This is a genomic window from Streptomyces sp. NBC_00009 (assembly GCF_045040855.1).
GTDB classification, from domain to species: Bacteria; Actinomycetota; Actinomycetes; order Streptomycetales; family Streptomycetaceae; genus Streptomyces; species Streptomyces aureus.
On sequence record NZ_CP108312.1, the window covers coordinates 4,205,397 to 4,221,931 of the forward strand.

General features: G+C 70.9%; 19 protein-coding genes. 12 read left to right on the forward strand and 7 right to left on the reverse strand.

Features of this window, described 5'->3' with window-relative positions; translation table 11 throughout:
• The first annotated feature begins 198 nt into the window (after positions 1-198).
• Complete coding sequence (locus tag OHA58_RS19015; protein ID WP_329572533.1) at positions 199-351, forward strand: hypothetical protein; 153 nt, start codon at positions 199-201, stop codon at positions 349-351.
• 97 nt (positions 352-448) lie between these two features.
• The gene (locus tag OHA58_RS19020; RefSeq protein ID WP_405480120.1) at positions 449-2,263 is read left to right on the forward strand and encodes an ABC transporter ATP-binding protein; all 1,815 of its coding nucleotides are present in this window, start codon (positions 449-451) and stop codon (positions 2,261-2,263) included.
• On the opposite strand, the gene OHA58_RS19025 is transcribed toward OHA58_RS19020, so the two are convergent.
• Positions 2,245-2,556, reverse strand: coding sequence for a hypothetical protein (locus OHA58_RS19025; protein WP_405480121.1), 312 nt, complete (start codon positions 2,554-2,556; stop codon positions 2,245-2,247). The genes OHA58_RS19020 and OHA58_RS19025 overlap by 19 nt on opposite strands.
• Positions 2,553-2,762 carry a hypothetical protein gene (locus tag OHA58_RS19030; protein WP_405480123.1) on the reverse strand — a complete coding sequence of 70 codons (210 nt, stop codon included), beginning with the start codon at positions 2,760-2,762 and terminating at the stop codon, positions 2,553-2,555. Before OHA58_RS19030 ends, OHA58_RS19025 begins: the two co-directional genes overlap by 4 nt.
• A 128-nt stretch (positions 2,763-2,890) precedes the next feature.
• Between OHA58_RS19030 and OHA58_RS19035 the strand changes: the two genes are divergently transcribed.
• A complete protein-coding gene (locus tag OHA58_RS19035) occupies positions 2,891-3,715 on the forward strand; it encodes a helix-turn-helix domain-containing protein (protein ID WP_405480124.1) in 825 nt (274 codons plus the stop codon).
• Positions 3,712-3,915, forward strand: a complete 204-nt coding sequence (locus OHA58_RS19040; RefSeq protein ID WP_405480125.1) for a DUF397 domain-containing protein — start codon at positions 3,712-3,714, stop codon at positions 3,913-3,915. Before OHA58_RS19035 ends, OHA58_RS19040 begins: the two co-directional genes overlap by 4 nt.
• A gap of 21 nt (positions 3,916-3,936) precedes the next feature.
• On the opposite strand, the gene OHA58_RS19045 is transcribed toward OHA58_RS19040, so the two are convergent.
• The 3 genes from OHA58_RS19045 to OHA58_RS19055 form a co-directional block, all read right to left on the reverse strand.
• The gene (locus OHA58_RS19045; RefSeq protein WP_405480127.1) at positions 3,937-5,418 is read right to left on the reverse strand and encodes an ATP-binding protein; all 1,482 of its coding nucleotides are present in this window, start codon (positions 5,416-5,418) and stop codon (positions 3,937-3,939) included.
• Positions 5,415-6,149 carry a response regulator transcription factor gene (locus OHA58_RS19050; protein ID WP_405480128.1) on the reverse strand — a complete coding sequence of 245 codons (735 nt, stop codon included), beginning with the start codon at positions 6,147-6,149 and terminating at the stop codon, positions 5,415-5,417. Before OHA58_RS19050 ends, OHA58_RS19045 begins: the two co-directional genes overlap by 4 nt.
• A 100-nt stretch (positions 6,150-6,249) precedes the next feature.
• Complete coding sequence (locus OHA58_RS19055; protein WP_405480130.1) at positions 6,250-7,350, reverse strand: S1C family serine protease; 1,101 nt, start codon at positions 7,348-7,350, stop codon at positions 6,250-6,252.
• Between the two features lie 343 nt (positions 7,351-7,693).
• On the opposite strand from OHA58_RS19055, the gene OHA58_RS19060 reads away from it, so the two are divergent.
• Positions 7,694-9,448 carry a trypsin-like serine protease gene (locus tag OHA58_RS19060; protein WP_405480132.1) on the forward strand — a complete coding sequence of 585 codons (1,755 nt, stop codon included), beginning with the start codon at positions 7,694-7,696 and terminating at the stop codon, positions 9,446-9,448.
• 63 nt (positions 9,449-9,511) lie between these two features.
• Here OHA58_RS19060 and OHA58_RS19065 read toward each other — a convergent pair whose 3' ends face one another.
• Both OHA58_RS19065 and OHA58_RS19070 read right to left on the reverse strand, forming a co-directional pair.
• On the reverse strand, positions 9,512-10,534 hold the full coding sequence (locus OHA58_RS19065) for a LacI family DNA-binding transcriptional regulator (RefSeq protein ID WP_116512267.1): 1,023 nt from the start codon (positions 10,532-10,534) through the stop codon (positions 9,512-9,514).
• Between the two features lie 23 nt (positions 10,535-10,557).
• A complete protein-coding gene (locus OHA58_RS19070; RefSeq protein WP_405480134.1) occupies positions 10,558-11,430 on the reverse strand; it encodes a winged-helix domain-containing protein in 873 nt (290 codons plus the stop codon).
• 257 nt (positions 11,431-11,687) lie between these two features.
• On the opposite strand from OHA58_RS19070, the gene OHA58_RS19075 reads away from it, so the two are divergent.
• The 7 genes from OHA58_RS19075 (at position 11,688) to OHA58_RS19105 (ending at position 16,521) form a co-directional block, all read left to right on the forward strand.
• A complete protein-coding gene (locus OHA58_RS19075) occupies positions 11,688-12,521 on the forward strand; it encodes an alpha/beta hydrolase (protein WP_405480135.1) in 834 nt (277 codons plus the stop codon).
• 23 nt (positions 12,522-12,544) lie between these two features.
• A complete protein-coding gene (locus OHA58_RS19080) occupies positions 12,545-12,799 on the forward strand; it encodes a MoaD/ThiS family protein (protein WP_405480136.1) in 255 nt (84 codons plus the stop codon).
• Between the two features lie 5 nt (positions 12,800-12,804).
• Positions 12,805-14,049, forward strand: a complete 1,245-nt coding sequence (locus OHA58_RS19085; protein ID WP_405480137.1) for a hypothetical protein — start codon at positions 12,805-12,807, stop codon at positions 14,047-14,049.
• Positions 14,050-14,175: 126 nt separating this feature from the next.
• A complete protein-coding gene (locus tag OHA58_RS19090; protein WP_405480138.1) occupies positions 14,176-14,904 on the forward strand; it encodes a DUF2993 domain-containing protein in 729 nt (242 codons plus the stop codon).
• Positions 14,905-15,119: 215 nt separating this feature from the next.
• Positions 15,120-15,200: a putative leader peptide gene (locus tag OHA58_RS19095; RefSeq protein ID WP_351257108.1), complete on the forward strand. Its 81-nt coding sequence runs from the start codon at positions 15,120-15,122 to the stop codon at positions 15,198-15,200.
• Positions 15,201-15,344: 144 nt separating this feature from the next.
• A complete protein-coding gene (locus OHA58_RS19100; RefSeq protein ID WP_405480140.1) occupies positions 15,345-16,184 on the forward strand; it encodes a sulfurtransferase in 840 nt (279 codons plus the stop codon).
• 49 nt (positions 16,185-16,233) lie between these two features.
• Complete coding sequence (locus tag OHA58_RS19105) at positions 16,234-16,521, forward strand: DUF1416 domain-containing protein (protein ID WP_100595620.1); 288 nt, start codon at positions 16,234-16,236, stop codon at positions 16,519-16,521.
• Positions 16,522-16,535: the final 14 nt, after the last annotated feature.

The window sequence follows — 16,535 nt, forward strand, 5'->3', positions numbered from 1 at the left end:
CAATCGGCTGTCAATAGGCTGAGTAAATGCCGTTCTCCTGCGTGCATTGCCCGCCCTTTACCTGATCTTGTACTCCCTTGATGTTCGGTGCGTAATGTCGCCGACGTCGAAAGCCGCACTGGCCAAGCGGCCGACGCGTCAGAAGTCACAGAATTCATCTGTGTCAGTCATCTGCATCGCATAAAGAGGGAGAGCCCCATGAGCTTCCGCAAGATCGCCCCGGTGAAGCCCGCTCGCAAGCCCGCGCCGCCGAAGCCCCACGAGCACAAGCACAAGCACCCCGCGAAGCCCGCCCCGAAGCCGGCCGCCAAGAAGGCCCCGCGCCGTCCGGTGGGCCCGCAGCAGGGCTGATCTTCGCCCCATCGCCGACGGCGGGTCCCCGGACGTACTTCCGGGGGCCCGCCGCGGTCGTACTGCCACAGAAGGCCACGGAGTAAAGAGGAGTCCAGTGCCGAGCCTGCACACGTCCGGCGGAGTCGGGCTGACCTTCAGACGGTTCTGGCCGCTGACGCGCGGGGACCGCAAGTGGCTGCTGGTCGTCATCCTGTGCGTGATCGTCGCGGCAGTCGCCGAGACCGCGTCGATCCTGATCTTCTCGAACCTCACCGACCACGCCCTGCAAGCCGGTTCCGTATCCGCCTTCTGGCAGCCGGCGGGCCAGTGGCTCGCAGTCGCCGTGCTCGGCGCGATCGTCGGATACCTGGGCAACTCGCTCGCCACCTGGACCGCGGAGCGCTTCGTCCTGCGCCTGCGCGCCCACGTCTTCCGGCACATCCAGGACCTGCCGCCCGACTTCTTCCAGCGCCACCGCCAGGGCGACCTCGTGGAACGGCTCACCGGCGACGTGGAGTCCATCGAGGCGCTCGTCGTCTCCGGCGTCGTGGGCACGGTCGCGGCGCTCTTCTCCACCGTGTTCTACGCGGGCGCCGCCCTCTGGATGCGCTGGGACCTGGCCCTCGTCACCTTCCTGCTCGCGCCCCTCTTCCTCCTCGCCGCGCGCCGTTTCTCCGGCCGAATCAAGGAGTCCTCACAGGACGAGCGGGCTGCCGACGGCGCGATCACCTCGGTCGTCGAGGAGTCCCTCGGCAACATCGTCCTCACCCAGGCCTACAACCGGCGCCGCGCCGAGGAACAGCGCCTCGACAAGGAGGCCCGCGCCTGGATGCGGGCCTCGGTACGCGGGGCGCGGGCCAGCGAACTGTACGAGCAGCTCGTCGAGGTCGTCGAGACGGTATGCGTGCTCGCGGTCATCGGCTTCGGAGCCTGGGAGATCGCCGAAGGGCGCATGACGTTGGGCGAGTTGCTCGCCTTCGCCGCCTTCCTCGGCTACCTCTACCCGCCGATCCGCAATCTCGGACAGCTCGGCCTCACCTTCACCGCGGCCACCGCGGGCGCCGCACGCCTGCTGGAGATCCTGAGCGCCCGCCCGGCCGTCACCGACCCCGCCACGCCCGCCGAGCCGTGGTGGGTGCAGGGACGGATCTCCTTCGACGACGTCACCTTCCGCTACCCGGGCGCCGCGGACGACTCACTCACCTCGGTCTCCTTCACCGTCGAGCCGGGCGAACTGGTCCTCGTCACCGGCCCGAGCGGCGCGGGCAAGTCCACACTCTCCCGGCTCCTGATCCGGTTCTACGACCCCGACGCGGGCGCCGTACGCCTCGACGGCGTTGCGCTGTCCGACGTCCCGCTCGAATTCCTCCGCGACCATGTCACGCTCCTGCCTCAGGAGACGCTGATCCTGCACGGCACGGTCCGCGAGAACATCGCCTGCGGCCGCTCCTGGGCGAGCGAGGCGGAAATCGAGCAGGCGGCCCGCGCGGCCGCCGCCCACGACTTCATCACGGCACTCCCCGAGGGCTACGACACCCCGATCGACCCCGGCACCGCGGCCCTGTCCGGCGGCCAGCTCCAGCGGATCGCCATCGCCCGCGCGATGCTGCGCGCCGCTCCCGTCCTGGTCCTGGACGAGCCGACGGCCGGCCTCGACGCCGTGGCCGCCCGCCGGGTCGTGGGGCCGCTCCGCCGCCTCATGAACGGCCGTACGACCCTGATGATCACGCACGACCTCGCGCTCGCCCCCGACGCCGACCGGATCCTGGTCGTGGCCGGCGGACGGGTGGTGGAGAGCGGCACGCACGGGGAGCTGCTGCGGCGCGGGGGCGTGTACGCGGGGCTGCACCAGGCGGGCGGCGGCACGGTGCCCGACCAGGCGACGATGACGCTGAAGGCGTTCCGCTCCGCTCACTCCGCGACGTCGTAGCCGCGGGCGCCCTCCCCGTGGGCGCCGCCGCGGCTCTCCGCCACGCGCAGGGCGTCCCGCAGTGACTCGGCGGCCCGGGTGAGCGCGAAACGCAGGGCGTGCTCACCCGCCCTCGCGTCTGCCAGCACGGCGCGTGCCCCGGCCAACACGTCGTACGCACACGTGAGTTGATCCTCTTCTACGTCGTCGGCGAGCCGGGAGAGCGGGCTGTCGGGCTTGTCGGTGCTCAGATAGCAGGGCTTGCCCTCGGGGCTGGTCCAGGGGAGCAGGCGCAGGGTGGCCGGCCGGTTCATCGCGCCGCCACCTCCACGCCGTGGATGCGCCTCGGTCCTACGTCGATGCCGTGCGCGGCGAGCCAGAGGGTGTGGCGGCGCCGCCGTCGCAGGCGCCGCTCGCGGCGGGTGCGGGGCGGGGGAGCTGTCGCGCGGTGGCGTCCGCGCGGCGGGAGTAATGCGGCGAGGAGGAGCAACAAGGGGAGCAGCAGAGCGCGTTGGGGCATGGCGGGGCCTTCCGGGCAGGGCGCTGACGAGCGGTGATTACCGTTCGTGGTTCGATCGTCACCGGCCCGGCGTACGCTGCGGAAGAGGCCTGGTGTTGCCTGTGCGCCAGGCAACGGGGAGGGGTGACATGGTCGAACTGCCGTCCGTTGAGGGCGAGTCGGGGCGCGCCGCGCTGGGCAGGACGTTGCGGTTCCTGCGGGAGAAGGCCGGGCAGACGCTGGGGCAGCTGGCGGAGGAGACGGCGTACGACAAGAGCTATCTGTCGCGCCTTGAGTCAGGGGAGCGGCTGTCCAAGGTGGCTGTGATGGAGGACTTGGGCCGGTATTACGGGGCCGGTGACCTGCTGGTCAGCCTCTGGAAGGCCGCGCGGAACGACGTCTTCAAGGACAAGTACAAGGAGTACATGGGGCTGGAGGAGACGGCTCGGGTCATCCGTCTGTTCTCACTGGGAGTGCCGGGGCTTCTGCAGACGGAGGAGTTCGCCCACTATCTGTTGTCCGGCGCGCAGACAACGGCAGACAGTGACGAAGAGATTGACGAGCAGGTGGCAGCCCGTGTAGGGCGTCAGCAGTTGTTGGAGCGTTCTCCGGCCCCTGAAGTCCGCATCGTCATCGACGAGTTCGCGTTCCGTCGTCCTGCCGCGCTCGCCCAGACCTGGGACGACCAACTGCTGCGCATTGAAGCCGTCGCGATGTGGCGGCATGTGGCACTCCAGGTGCTGCCCTTTGCTGCTGGCGCCCACCACCACATGAGCGGGACGTTGGCCTTGCTGTGGCAGAAGGACGGAACGGCCGTTGCCTACAAGGAGGGCAACGGGTGCAGCGAGTTGATCGAGGATCAGGAGGAGGTCCTGAAGGCTCGCCTGTCCTACGATCGCCTTCGGGATCTGGCATTGTCCCCGCCGGAGTCACTCGCGTTCATCAGGGGCGCACTGGAGGAGCACAGATCATGATGCGGAGTCCTGACCTCAGCACCGCTGTGTGGCGCAAGTCCACTTTCAGCGAGGGCGGCGCCAACGACTGCGTCGAGGTCGCCGACAACTACCCGGGCGTCGTCCCGGTCCGCGACAGCAAGCGCCCCCAGGGCCCGGCCCTGGTGTTCGGCGTGGGCGCCTGGGCCGCCTTCGTCGGTGACGTACGGGAGCCGAGGTGACGCGCCGAGGATGCTCGGCTTTCACTGGCCGGCGTCGGCGCTCCCGCCGTGCCCGCTGTGATCGACATCCGGCGGCGGCGTAGGCGCCCCCGGAAGCCGCAGGGCCGCCACCGTGCCGCCGCCTTCCGCCGCGGCCAGCGCGACCTCGCCGCCGTAGTTCTGCACGGTGCGGGCCACGATCGACAGGCCGAGGCCCGAGCCCGGCAGTGCGCGGGCCGTCGGTGAGCGCCAGAACCGGTCGAAGACGTGCGGGAGTTCGTCGGCGGGGATGCCGGGGCCGTGGTCCCGTACCGTCAACTCTCCCCGCATCAACCGGACTTCCACGGTGGCGCCGGGCGGGCTGAACTTCACCGCATTGTCGAGCAGGTTGACGATCGCGCGCTCAAGAGCCGCCGGCTCGGCCCGTACGTACCAGGGGGCGAGCTCGGACGTGATCGTCAGCTCGGGTCCGCGCAGCCGGGCCCGCTCGATCGCGGTGCGGACCGTGTCGTGCAGCGAGACGACCTTGATCGGGCCGTCCCCGCCGGCCAGTCCCGTACGGGACAGCTCCTGCAAGTCCCCGATGAGCGCGGCCAGTTCGGTCATCTGGGCCTTGAGCGAGGCCATCAGCGCCTTGCGGTCGTCCGGCGGGATCGCCCGGCCCGTCTCGTCGCTGCGGGTGAGCAGCTCGATGTTGGTGCGCATGGAGGTGAGGGGGGTGCGCAGCTCGTGCCCGGCGTCGGCGATGAGCTGGCGCTGGAGGTCACGCGACGAGGCGAGGGAGGCGGTCATGGAGTTGAAGGACGCGGACAGGCGCGCAATCTCGTCGTCGCCCTCCACGGGGATGCGGACGGTGAGATCTTCGGTACGGGCCACGTGTTCGACGGTGTCGGTGAGTTCGTCGACGGGGCGCAGCCCTGTGCGGGCCACCCACAGTCCGGCGGCGCCCGCGCCGACGACGCCGATCCCGCCGATGACCAGGAGGACCAGCGCGAGGCGGTTGAGGGTCTTGTCGGTGTCCGTCAGAGGCACGGCGACCGTGAGTGCCAGGTTCTGCACCACGGCGCGCGCCGGGCCGTCGGTGACGGCGGCGCGGGTCATGACGCGCAGGGGCTTGCCGTCGCTGTCGACGCCGTTGCGGAAGTAGACGCGATCGGCGTCGCCCCGCCGGGCGATGTCCCGGTCGGTGGAGGTGGCCTCGACGGTGCCGAGCGAGTTCAGGGCGACGCACACCCTTCCGTGGCTGTCGACGACCTGGATGTAGTACACCTGCGGGTGGCCGAAGCCGTTGTCCTCGGCGGTCGTCGTCGTGCAGTTGGCGACCAGCTGCGCGTACTGGGACGCGGGCGCGCCCGGGAGGGCGTCACGCAGGTCGTCGTCGAGCTTGCTGTACAGCTGGTCGTGCACGATGAACCAGCAGGTCACCGACACCGCGGCCACGGCGAACGCCACGGCGACGGCGGACAGCACCGAGAGCCGGGACCTGAGGGGCAGCTTCCGGAAGTAGCGGACGACCCGGTTCATTCGCTCCCGCCCGAGCGCAGCACATACCCCACACCCCGCACCGTGTGAACGAGCCTCGGCTCCCCGCCCGCCTCCGTTTTCCGCCGCAGATACATCACATACACGTCCAGGGAGTTGGAGCTGGGCTCGAAGTCGAAGCCCCACACGGCCTTGAGGATCTGCTCGCGGGTGAGGACCTGGCGCGGGTGGGCGAGGAACATCTCCAGGAGCGTGAACTCCGTGCGGGTCAGCTCGACGGTGCGCGTGCCGCGCGTGACCTCGCGGGTCGCGAGATCCATGCGCAGGTCGGCGAAGGACAGGACGTCACCGGCGTCGTCCGCCGGGCCCGTCGCGGAGGCGTAGGCGCTGCGCCGCAGCAGCGCCCGTACTCGCGCGAACAGCTCGTCCAGTTCGAAGGGCTTGACCAGGTAGTCGTCGGCGCCCGCGTCGAGCCCGGTCACGCGGTCGCCGACGGTGTCGCGGGCCGTGAGCATGAGGATCGGGGTGCGGGACCCGCCGGCCCGCAGCCGCCGGGCGGCCGTGAGGCCGTCCATGCGCGGCATCTGGATGTCGAGGACGACCAGGTCGGGCTGGTACGCGGCCGCCTTGTCGAGCGCGTCCGCGCCGTCGACGGCGACCTCCGTGCCGTAGCCCTCGAAGGCGAGGCTGCGCTGGAGCGCCTCGCGGACGGCGGGTTCGTCGTCGACGATGAGAATGCGCTGGGGTTCGCGGTCGCCTTCGGCGGGGCTCATGGGCGGGCTTCCTCGGGGGTGCGGACGGTGGTGGGGGGCCGGTATCAGCCTCGCACGGTGGCGCTGCGGGTGCGTGCGGCGCGGCGGCGCGCGGCCGGGGTCAGCTGCCGGAGGTGCCCCCGCTGCGCAGCGAGTCGAGGTCGGCCTTGACGGTGTTGACGGGGATGGCGAAGCCGAGACCGACACTGCCCGCGCTGGACGATCCGGACCCGCTGTCCGAACTGGCCGAGTACATCGCGGAGTTGATGCCGATGATGTTGCCGTTCATGTCGATGAGGGCGCCGCCGGAGTTGCCGGGGTTGAGGGACGCGTCGGTCTGGATGGCCTTGTACGTCGTCTTCGACGAGCCCGTGTCGCCGTTGAACTGCTGCCCGCCGAACTCGAACGGCCACCGGCCGTCGCTGCCGCCGCCCTGTTGCTGCTGCTGTTCCTCGTCCGTGGAGACGGTGACGTCGCGGTCGAGCGCGGAGACGATGCCGCTGGTGACGGTGCCGGTCAGGCCCTCGGGGGAGCCGATGGCGACGACCTCGTCGCCGACCTTGACGTTGTCGGAGTCGCCGAGGGACGCGGTCTTGAGGCCGGACGCGTTCTTCAGCTTGATGAGGGCGAGGTCCTTCTTGGCGTCGGTGCCGACGACCTCGGCGGTGTAGGTCTTGCCGTCGCTCGTTTGCACCTTGACCGTCGAGGCGCCGGAGACGACATGGTTGTTGGTGACGATCTCGCCGTCGCTCGTGATGACGACGCCGGAGCCGGTGGAGCTGCCCGCGTTCGAGGTGGCGCTGATCTCCACGATGGCGGGGCTGACGGCCTCGGCGACACCGGCGACGGTGCCCTTCTTGCTGGTCGGCACGACGCTCGCGCCGGCGCTGGTGGACGTGGATTCCTTGCCGGTCAGCTCCTGGAAGGCGTACGCGGTGCCGCCGCCCACGGCCGCGGCGGCGATGGCGACCGCGGCGAGAAGCCCGAGCGGGCCCTTGACCCGCCGCCGGCGCGCGGGCGGGGCGGGCGGCGCGGGGGAGCCCTCCGGCGTGGGAGCGGGCCACATCGCCGAACCCGGGGCGGCGTTCACCGGCTGCGGCGGGTCGTACGCGGGCGGGGGCGGAAAGGCGCCGCCCGCCTCGGGGGTCCCCGGATACGAGGACTGCGAGTGCTGCTGCTGGCCCTGGGGGTACTCGCCGCTTCGGCGGAAGCTCTCGGTCATGGCAGCAAGCCTGTGCCGCGTTCATGAGAGCCACCTGAGCGTGCCCTGAGAGTCCCGCGAGAACCCTGTTTGCCCGAAATAAAGACGCCCCCGGAAAACGGCGGGTTGACTGAGGGTGAGGTGCGGGAGGGCGCCGGAACAACTCTCACCTGCCTGCTGTGAAGGTCGTGTGTCGAGGGGCCCGCGGGATCTACGATCCGTGCGCCGGAGGGGGGTCTGCGGTGGTGCCTGGGTCCGAGCCCGAATCCGACTTCTTGTCCGCTCGGTGTCCGGTACCTGCCGTGGTGCGCGCCGTATGCCTCTTCTCGGGCCCTGAAGCCACTCTTCACACCAGGAGCCCTGAGTGATACCTGCCCTGCGCGACCGCTGGAGACGCCCCGTCACGGCGCTGTCCACGGCCGCTCTCGCGCTGGCGCTGAGCTGCGCCGGCGCCCTCGTGGCGCACCCCGCCACCGCGGCCGACGATCCGCCCGGACTGCCCGACGCGAGCGTCGCCCGCACCGCGAATCCGGCCCCTTCCGCCTCCGACGCCGAACTGCGCAAGCGGGTCGTCGAGGCCGCGAAGACCCGGGCGACCCCGGAGACAGAGCCCAGGAAGACGCCGTTCATCATCGGCGGCACCGAGACGTCGATCTCCTCCGCGCCGTGGATGGTCCAGCTCTCGTACTACGACGCCGCGTCCGGCGACGGCTACTTCTGCGGCGGCACCCTCGTCGCCCCGAACAAGGTCCTCACCGCGGCCCACTGCGTCGCCGGTCTGGACTGGGTGAACAACGGCGCGGTCGTGGCCGGCGCCACAGGCCTGCTCGACAGCACCAACGGCACCGTCGCGGGCGTCTGGCGCCAGTGGAACCACCCGCGGTACAACGCCGACACCATCCAGAACGACATCGCGGTCCTCACCCTGGACCGTCCGCTGGAGGACCAGTGGACGAAGCTGGTCCAGAGCAACGACACCGCCTCCTACAAGGCCGGTACCTCCGCCACCGTCTACGGCTGGGGCCTGACCTCCGGCGCCGAGGACGCCGACCTGTCGGCGACCCTGCGCAAGGTGACCCTGCCGCTGGTCTCCGACTCCACCTGCAACACCGCGATGCAGTCCGTGCTCGGCGAGGACGACTTCGTCGAGGGCTCGATGTTCTGCGCAGGCACCCCGGCGACCGGGACCGACGAGGGCACCAAGAGCACCTGCAGCGGTGACTCCGGCGGTCCGGTGGTCGTCGGCGGCCGCGTCGTCGGCATCGTCTCGTGGGGCGTCTCCGGCTGCACCGCGAAGGGCGCCTACCCCGTCTTCACCAAGGTGTCCTCGTACGTCTGGGCGGCCCAGCCGCGCATCGACGACACGGACCTGAGCTTCGACGGCCGGGCCGACCTGCTGGCGCGCACCCCCTCCGGGGGCCTGTTCGAGCAGGACAGCAAGGGCACGTCGCTCGCCACGCGCGCCTACCGGAGCGCCGGCTGGCAGACCGCGAGCTGGGCCCTCCAGGCCGACCTGGACCGGGACTTCTTCCAGGACCTGGTCATCCGCGACAGCACCGACGGCAAGCTGTACCGCAGCTACTACAACCACGCGTCGGACGCCTTCGAGTGGATGCAGATCACCTCGGTGTGGGGCGGCTACAAGTCCTATGCCATCCCCGGCGACATGACCGGTGACGCCCGCCCCGACCTGGTCGCGGTGGACGCCGACGGCTCGACGTACCTCTACCCGGGCAAGGGCAACGGCGAGTTCTACGGCAGGGTCAAGGTCGTCGACAAGGCCTGGAAGGGCGTCAAGATCTTCGGCCGCGGCGACCTGACCGGCGACGGCAAGGCCGACCTCCTGGTCCGCAACAGCTCCGGCGTCCTGTACCTCTACCGGGGCACGCAGGTCGAGAAGACCCCGTTCGCCGCGCGCATCCAGGCGCGTACGGGCTGGAACTTCACCTCGTACGTGACGAGCGGCGACGTGACCGGCGACGGTATCGCCGACGTCATGGCCCGCGACTCGGGCGGCACGCTCTGGCTCTACCCGGGCACCAACAAGGCGTCCGCCGACGTCTTCGGCGCGCGCAAGAGCCTGGGCACCGGGTTCAACCAGTACAACCTGATGTTCTGAGCGACCCGGAACACAGCAGCGCGCCGGTCCGGTGTTCCGGGCCGGCGCGTGCGCTGTGTGAGGTCAGGGGCAGCCGCAGGACTGGCGGACGACCAGCCGCGAGGGGAACACCTTCAGGCGCTCGCGCCGGGACCCGGCGACGCGCAGCGAGTCGTCGAGGACGAGGTCGACGGCGGACCGCGCCATCGCCGAGCGGTCGGACGCGACCGTCGTCAGCGGCGGATCCGTCAGACCCGCCTCCTTCACGTCGTCGAACCCGGCGACGGCCAGCTCGCCCGGCACCTCGATCCGCAGCTCGCGCGCGGCCCGCAGGATGCCGAAGGCCTGGTCGTCCGTGGAGCAGAAGATCGCCGGCGGCCGCTGGGGCCCGGCGAGCAGCTCAAGCCCGATCTTGTACGCGTCGTAGCGGTTGTACGGCGCCTCGAACAGCCGTCCCTCGGTGGAGAGTCCCGCCTCGTGCATGGCCCGGCGCCAGCCCTCGACGTGGTCGGAGACCGGGTCGCCGACGGACGGCGTCTCGGCGGTGCCGCCGACACAGGCGACGTACGGGTGACCGTGCTCAAGCAGATGGCGGGTGGCGAGCTGGGCGCCGCCGATGTCGTCGATCACGACCGCGACGTCGTCGATCGCCTCGGGGCGCTCGTGCAGCAGGACCACGCGCGCGTCCCACGCCTCGATCTCGGCCGCGGCCAGATCGTTCAGGCCGTGGCTGACGAGGATGAGGCCGGAGACCCGCATGCCGAGGAAGGCGCGCAGATAGTGGACCTCGCGCTCCTCGACGTAGTCGGAGTTGCCGACGAGGACCATCTTTCCGCGCTCGGACGCCGCCTGTTCGACGGCGTGCGCCATCTCCGCGAAGAACGGCTGGCGCGCGTCCGGCACGATCATGCCTATGAGGTCGGTCCGCCGCGACGCCATGGCCTGGGCGACCCGGTCGGGCCGGTACCCCAGTTCCTTGATCGCGGCGAGTACACGCTCGCGCGTGGCCGGGGCAACCGGCCTAGGTCCGTTGTTGATGACGTAGCTCACGACCGCGGTCGAAGTACCCGCCAGTCGCGCCACATCATCCCGAGTCACCTTGGCCACGCGCGGAGTCTACGCGGATGGACCTACCGCTGGGCAGGGCGTCCGGTGGCGGCCTGATGAGCGCCCGCCCGGGGCTGCTCGGCCGGCTCCCGCACGGCACGGGAATCCGGCGCGGAGTCCGTGGTGTCGGCGTGTGCCGTGTGCTCCGCCGGTGCCGCGTGCTCTGCTTGGTCCGGCCTCGGAGCCGCCGCCTTGGCCTTCGCCCCGTCCGCCGCCCGCTCGACCTTCTCCGGCGTCACGAAGCGGTAGCCGACGTTGCGCACGGTGCCGATCAGCGACTCGTGCTCGGGCCCGAGCTTCGCGCGCAGGCGCCGCACGTGGACGTCCACGGTGCGGGTGCCGCCGAAGTAGTCGTAGCCCCACACCTCCTGGAGCAGCTGGGCGCGCGTGAAGACACGGCCCGGGTGCTGCGCGAGGTACTTGAGGAGCTCGAACTCCTTGAAGGTCAGGTCGAGGACCCGTCCCTTCAGCTTCGCGCTGTAGGTGGCCTCGTCGACCGACAGGTCGCCGTTGCGGATCTCCATCGGGGAGTCGTCGGTGACGATCTGCTGGCGGCCCATCGCGAGGCGCAGCCGCGCCTCGACCTCGGCCGGTCCCGCCGTGTCGAGAAGTACGTCGTCGATGCCCCAGTCGGCGGTGACCGCCGCGAGGCCGCCCTCCGTCACGACGAGGACCAGCGGACAGCCGGGCCCGGTGGAGCGGAGTAGCTGGCACAGGCTGCGTACCTGCGGGAGGTCGCGGCGCCCGTCGATGAGGATGACGTCGGCACCGGGGGTGTCGACGAGAGCCGGGCCCTCGGCGGGGGCGACCCGCACGTTGTGCAGCAGCAGGCCGAGAGCGGGGAGCACCTCCGTCGACGGCTGAAGGGCATTCGTGAGGAGCAGCAATGAACTCATCGCGGCCCACCTGCCTGGGTCGTCCTACGGTCGTGCACGTTTCGCTCGCCCATAACGTCGGTTCCTCCTCGGTCCCTGCGAGGACGTTTACGGCACTGCTTCGTACTGCTTGTTCGTACTGCTTTGTGGTGCTTCGGGTCCCGCGCCCCGGGGCCCTGTGCGCCTCGCGGCCGGCGTTCGTATACAACGCCGTCCGAAAGCACAAAAGGACCCGGGGGCTTCGCTGCCCGGATCCTCTGCCTAGGAGAATAGCCCACATGAGCTCCGGTCCGGCAGGTCAAGACGCACGATCTTCTGTGCAGCCGATCACTGCCCGCTCACGGCGTGTGATGCTGCGCACGCGGGACGGGGTCCCGATCGAGGCCGCCCACGACCCCGGGCCGGGCCCCGCCGGCGGCCCGGTGATCGTGGTCGCGCACGGGTTCACGGGCGATCTGGAACGGCCGCACGTCCGGCGCGCGGCGGGGGTGTTCGCGCAGCGTGCCGCCGTGGTCACGTTCTCGTTCCGCGGGCACGGGCGGTCGGGCGGACGGTCCACCGTCGGCGACCGGGAGGTACTCGACCTGGTGGCCGCCGTGGAGTGGGCGAGGTCACTCGGGCATGAACAAGTGGTGACCGTCGGCTTCTCGATGGGCGGTTCCGTCGTCCTGCGGCACGCCGCGTTGCACAGGGGGCGCACGGAAGCGCGCTCCGACGCCGTGGTCGCGGTGAGTGCCCCGGCCCGCTGGTACTACCGGGGGACCGCGCCGATGCGGCGGCTGCACTGGCTGGTGACGCGGCCCGCCGGACGGATCGTGGGCCGTGTCGGGCTCCGCACCCGCATTCACCCGCACGAGTGGGACCCGGTGCCGCTCTCGCCGGTCGAGTCCGTGCCGCTGATCGCGCCGACGCCGCTCCTGATCGTGCACGGCGACCGGGATCCGTACTTCCCCCTCGACCACCCGCGGATGCTCGCCGCGGCCGCGTCCGGCGGGGCCGAGCTGTGGCTGGAACCGGGCATGGGGCACGCCGAGCACGCGGCGGACGACGGGCTCCTCGCGCGGATCGGCGACTGGGCCACGGCATCATGGACGACGGCAACCGCCGAATAGACCGCATGGGAGGAACGCCGCACATGGCCAACGGGATCATCCGCTACTGGGCCGCGGCCAAGGCGGCCGCCGGTGTCGCCGAGGAGCCATACGAGGCCGAGACGCTGGCCGACGCGCTGGAGGGCGCGCGTGCGCGACACCCCGGAGACCTGGTGCGCGTCCTGCAGCGTTCCTCGTTCCTGATCGACGGCGATCCCGTCGGCAAGCGCGGGCATGAGACGGTACGGCTTGCCGAGGGCGGCACGGTCGAGGTGCTCCCGCCGTTCGCAGGAGGGTGACCGCGATGAGTAACGAGCCGTACGAAGACGAGTACGGGCAGCAGCAGCCGCCCCAGCAGACCCAGCAGTGGCAGGGCCAGACCTGGGACACCCAGGTCCAGTCGACGTACCCCCAGCCCGGGGGATTCGAGCCCGGCCAGGCCGCGTACGGGCAGGCCGCGTACGGGCAGGGCCCGGTGAGCCAGACCGGCGGCGACCAGCAGGCGTACGGCGACCAGCAGGCTTACGGCGGCGACCAGCAGGCTTACGGCGGTGACCAGCAGGCTTACGGCTACGGGCAGGGGCCGGCGGTGCAGACGCCGGGCGGGCAGACCACGCCGCCGCCCGCGCATGCCGCGTACGGCGAACCGGCAGCGTACGGGCAGGGCCCCCACACTCCCGGTGTCGACCAGCAGACGCAGGCCTTTGGGACGGTGGCGGCAGCCCAGCCGCTGCCCGTCGCCGAGCCGGAGGCCGCCGCTTACGGGCCCGCCACCGTCACCGGCAACCCCCGCGTCACCGACGCGCAGCGCGCCCGTGCCGAGGGGCGGTCGCCGATCATGGAGCCGGGGATGCAGCCCGCCGCGCTGACCGCGCTGCTCGGGCTGCTGCTCGCGGGCGGCGCCGCGGTGGGCCAGTACGCGCTGCTCGTCCCGCTCGTGCTGCTCCAGGCCGTCACGGCCGCCGGCTGGTTCCGGCTCAACGGCATGTGGCCGGCCCGGCAGGGCATCGCGCTCGCCTTCGCGGGCGGCCTCGCCGCCGACGCCGCGCTGCTCGTCACCGGCCGGGAGAATGCGCCCGCAGCGATCCTCGGCACCCTCGGTGTCTGGGTCCTGCTCACCCTCGTCCTCCAGCTCCGCAGCCACGCGGCACCGGACGAGCGCATGTACGGCCTGATGGCGACGGTCGCCTCGACGGCGCTCGCCATCGTCGCGACCGGACACCTGGCGGCCGACCCGGACGCCGTGACCGTCGGCGGCGTGGCCGTCGCCGTCGCCGTCCTCGCACGGGCGCTCCCACTGCCCACGCCCGCTTCCGTGGTCGTCGCGCTGCTCGCCGCCGCGGGCGCCGGAATCGCGGCCGGCGGTATGACGGACATGGGGTCCAAGGGCGCGCTCCTCGGCCTCGGCGCCGGTGTCTGCGCGCTGATCGGCCACCGCGTCGCGAGTTACGACTATCCGTCCCGCTTCGTGCACATGACGGCGGGCGTGGCCCTGCCGCTCGCCGCCGCAGCCCCGGCCGTCTACCTGCTCGGGCGGGTCGTGGGCTGAGCGTCCGGCGGGCGTACGGCCTGTCACAGCTGATCGACAAGAATCGGGCCGGGCCCCCTTCGTGGGGGCCCGGCCCGTACGCTCGCGATCAGGAACTGTCGTCCAGGTGGGGGGAAACACCGGGCCATGCGTGCTCTGCGGATACTTCTGATCGTCGTCGTGATCCTGGGCGGCCTGTTCGTCATCGCCGACCGGGTCGCGGTGAACTACGCGGAGGGCGAGGCGGCCGACCGGGTGCGCACCAGCGAGGGCCTGGCCAGTACGCCCAACGTGTCCATCAAGGGCTTCCCGTTCCTGACTCAGCTCGCGGGCGGCACGCTGGACGACGTAGAGATCGGCATCAAGGACTACGACGCGAAGAGCGGCGGCGAGTCGATCCGGATCGCTGATCTGAACGCCGAGATGCACGGCGTTCAGTTCAACAGCAGCTTCAGCTCCGCCACCGCCGACTCGGCCACCGGCACCGCCCGCATCTCCTACGCCGAGCTGCTCAAGGCCGTCAGGAAGCAGGACGCCGCCCAGGTCGCCCCGGGCATGACGGCGCAGATCGAAGGCCTCTCCTACGGCGGCGGCGACAAGGTCAAGGTCGCGGTCACCGTGCACACGCCGCTGGGCACCCTGCACCCCACCGTCCTCAGCTCGATCAAGGTCACCGACGGCAAGGTCTCGGCGCGTGCCGACAGCCTGCCCAAGGTCGGCGCGTTCGACCTGGCCGAGGGCCGGATCCGCGCCGTCACCGATTTCCAGCAGGCGATCGACGACCTGCCGGCCGGGATCGAGCTGGACCGGGTCGAGGCGGTCAAGGACGGCGTCGAGATCTCGGTGAAGGGTTCGAAGCTCAACCTCGTCGGGTAGGCACCCGGAAACTCGTCGGGCAGGCACCCGGAAGACGGCGCGTCCGCACTGCGAGACGGAGCCGTCCGCACAGCAGTGATCGGCGGAGCCGCAGCGGCCCCGGAGCCTGAGGAAAGAGGCTCCGGGGCCGCACCCGTCTCGTATCGCGGACGATCGTGTCTCACGATGCGACACGCCGGTGACACAGCTGCCCGTGCGTACCTACGATCGGTGGCATGAAGCGACAGGCGGATCTCACGAAGCGGCGGGCAGTAGACCTGTGCCGCGTCGCCGCCATGCTCTGTCGCACCGCCTGAGCGGGACGGCAACTCCCGCTTCCCCAGGCCCCTTTGAGGCCTCCCCGCGCGCGCCGAATGCCGTCCCTGTTCGCATGCAGGGACCGTGCCCGCACCGCACCCGCACTCCCGCACCCCGCCGTAACTGCCCCGGAGGAGAAAAACATGAGCCGCAGCGACGTCCTGGTAGACGCCGACTGGGTCGAGGCGAACCTCGACAACCCGAAGGTCGTCATCGTCGAGGTCGACGAGGACGCTTCGGCGTACGACAAGAACCACATCAAGAACGCCGTCAAGGTCGACTGGCAGCAGGACCTCCAGGACCCGGTCCGCCGCGACTTCATCGACCAGGCCGGCTTCGAGAAGCTCCTGTCCTCGCGCGGCATCGCCAACGACGACACGGTCGTCCTCTACGGCGGCAACAACAACTGGTTCGCGTCCTACGCCTACTGGTACTTCAAGCTCTACGGCCACGACAGCGTCAAGCTCCTCGACGGCGGCCGCAAGAAGTGGGAGCTCGACTCGCGCGACCTCGTCGCCGAGATCGTCCAGCGCCCCGCCACCGAGTACAAGGCCAAGGCCCAGGACACCTCGATCCGCGCCTTCCGTGACGACGTCGTCGCCTCGATCGGCAGCCTGAACCTCGTCGACGTGCGCTCCCCCGACGAGTTCTCCGGCAAGCTCCTCGCGCCGGCGCACCTCCCGCAGGAGCAGTCGCAGCGTCCGGGCCACGTCCCGTCCGCGCGCAACATCCCGTGGTCGAAGAACGCCAACGACGACGGCACGTTCAAGTCGGACGACGAGCTCAAGGCCCTCTACGAGGACGAGCAGGTCGACCTGGCCAAGGACACCATCGCGTACTGCCGCATCGGTGAGCGCTCGGCCCTGACGTGGTTCGTCCTGCACGAGCTGCTCGGCCAGGCCAACGTCAAGAACTACGACGGCTCGTGGACCGAGTACGGCTCCCTCGTCGGTGTGCCGATCGAGCTCGGCGCCAACAAGTAACCCTTCCGGACCCCTCAGACAGACCTGACCGACCTTTTTGGAGAAGCACATGTGTGGAGCGAAGGCCGGCGGCCCCGACGCCTCGACGATCAAGCCCGGTGAGACCACCATCCAGGGCCAGGTGACCCGCGACGGCGAGCCCGTCACCGGTTACGTGCGCCTGCTGGACTCGACCGGCGAGTTCACGGCCGAGGTCCCCACCTCGGCGACGGGCCAGTTCCGTTTCTACGCGGCCGAGGGCACGTGGACGCTGCGCGCCCTGGTCCCCGGCGGCTCGGCGGACCGCACGGTCGTCGCCCAGACCGGTGGTCTCTCCGAGGTCGCCATCGCCGTCTGACGCGGCTCGCCGTG

What these genes read in the sequence shown, in the direction of transcription:
- OHA58_RS19035 (WP_405480124.1), top strand. Translation starts at nt 2,891, where the DNA reads ATGGTCGAACTGCCGTCCGTTGAGGGCGAGTCGGGGCGCGCCGCGCTG.
- OHA58_RS19050 (WP_405480128.1), bottom strand. Translation starts at nt 6,149, where the DNA reads ATGAGCCCCGCCGAAGGCGACCGCGAACCCCAGCGCATTCTCATCGTC.
- OHA58_RS19080 (WP_405480136.1), top strand. Translation starts at nt 12,545, where the DNA reads ATGGCCAACGGGATCATCCGCTACTGGGCCGCGGCCAAGGCGGCCGCC.
- OHA58_RS19095 (WP_351257108.1), top strand. Translation starts at nt 15,120, where the DNA reads ATGAAGCGACAGGCGGATCTCACGAAGCGGCGGGCAGTAGACCTGTGC.
- OHA58_RS19100 (WP_405480140.1), top strand. Translation starts at nt 15,345, where the DNA reads ATGAGCCGCAGCGACGTCCTGGTAGACGCCGACTGGGTCGAGGCGAAC.
- OHA58_RS19025 (WP_405480121.1), bottom strand. Translation starts at nt 2,556, where the DNA reads ATGAACCGGCCGGCCACCCTGCGCCTGCTCCCCTGGACCAGCCCCGAG.
- OHA58_RS19085 (WP_405480137.1), top strand. Translation starts at nt 12,805, where the DNA reads ATGAGTAACGAGCCGTACGAAGACGAGTACGGGCAGCAGCAGCCGCCC.
- OHA58_RS19045 (WP_405480127.1), bottom strand. Translation starts at nt 5,418, where the DNA reads ATGAACCGGGTCGTCCGCTACTTCCGGAAGCTGCCCCTCAGGTCCCGG.
- OHA58_RS19070 (WP_405480134.1), bottom strand. Translation starts at nt 11,430, where the DNA reads ATGAGTTCATTGCTGCTCCTCACGAATGCCCTTCAGCCGTCGACGGAG.
- OHA58_RS19030 (WP_405480123.1), bottom strand. Translation starts at nt 2,762, where the DNA reads ATGCCCCAACGCGCTCTGCTGCTCCCCTTGTTGCTCCTCCTCGCCGCA.
- OHA58_RS19075 (WP_405480135.1), top strand. Translation starts at nt 11,688, where the DNA reads ATGAGCTCCGGTCCGGCAGGTCAAGACGCACGATCTTCTGTGCAGCCG.
- OHA58_RS19105 (WP_100595620.1), top strand. Translation starts at nt 16,234, where the DNA reads ATGTGTGGAGCGAAGGCCGGCGGCCCCGACGCCTCGACGATCAAGCCC.
- OHA58_RS19015 (WP_329572533.1), top strand. Translation starts at nt 199, where the DNA reads ATGAGCTTCCGCAAGATCGCCCCGGTGAAGCCCGCTCGCAAGCCCGCG.
- OHA58_RS19040 (WP_405480125.1), top strand. Translation starts at nt 3,712, where the DNA reads ATGATGCGGAGTCCTGACCTCAGCACCGCTGTGTGGCGCAAGTCCACT.
- OHA58_RS19090 (WP_405480138.1), top strand. Translation starts at nt 14,176, where the DNA reads ATGCGTGCTCTGCGGATACTTCTGATCGTCGTCGTGATCCTGGGCGGC.
- OHA58_RS19055 (WP_405480130.1), bottom strand. Translation starts at nt 7,350, where the DNA reads ATGACCGAGAGCTTCCGCCGAAGCGGCGAGTACCCCCAGGGCCAGCAG.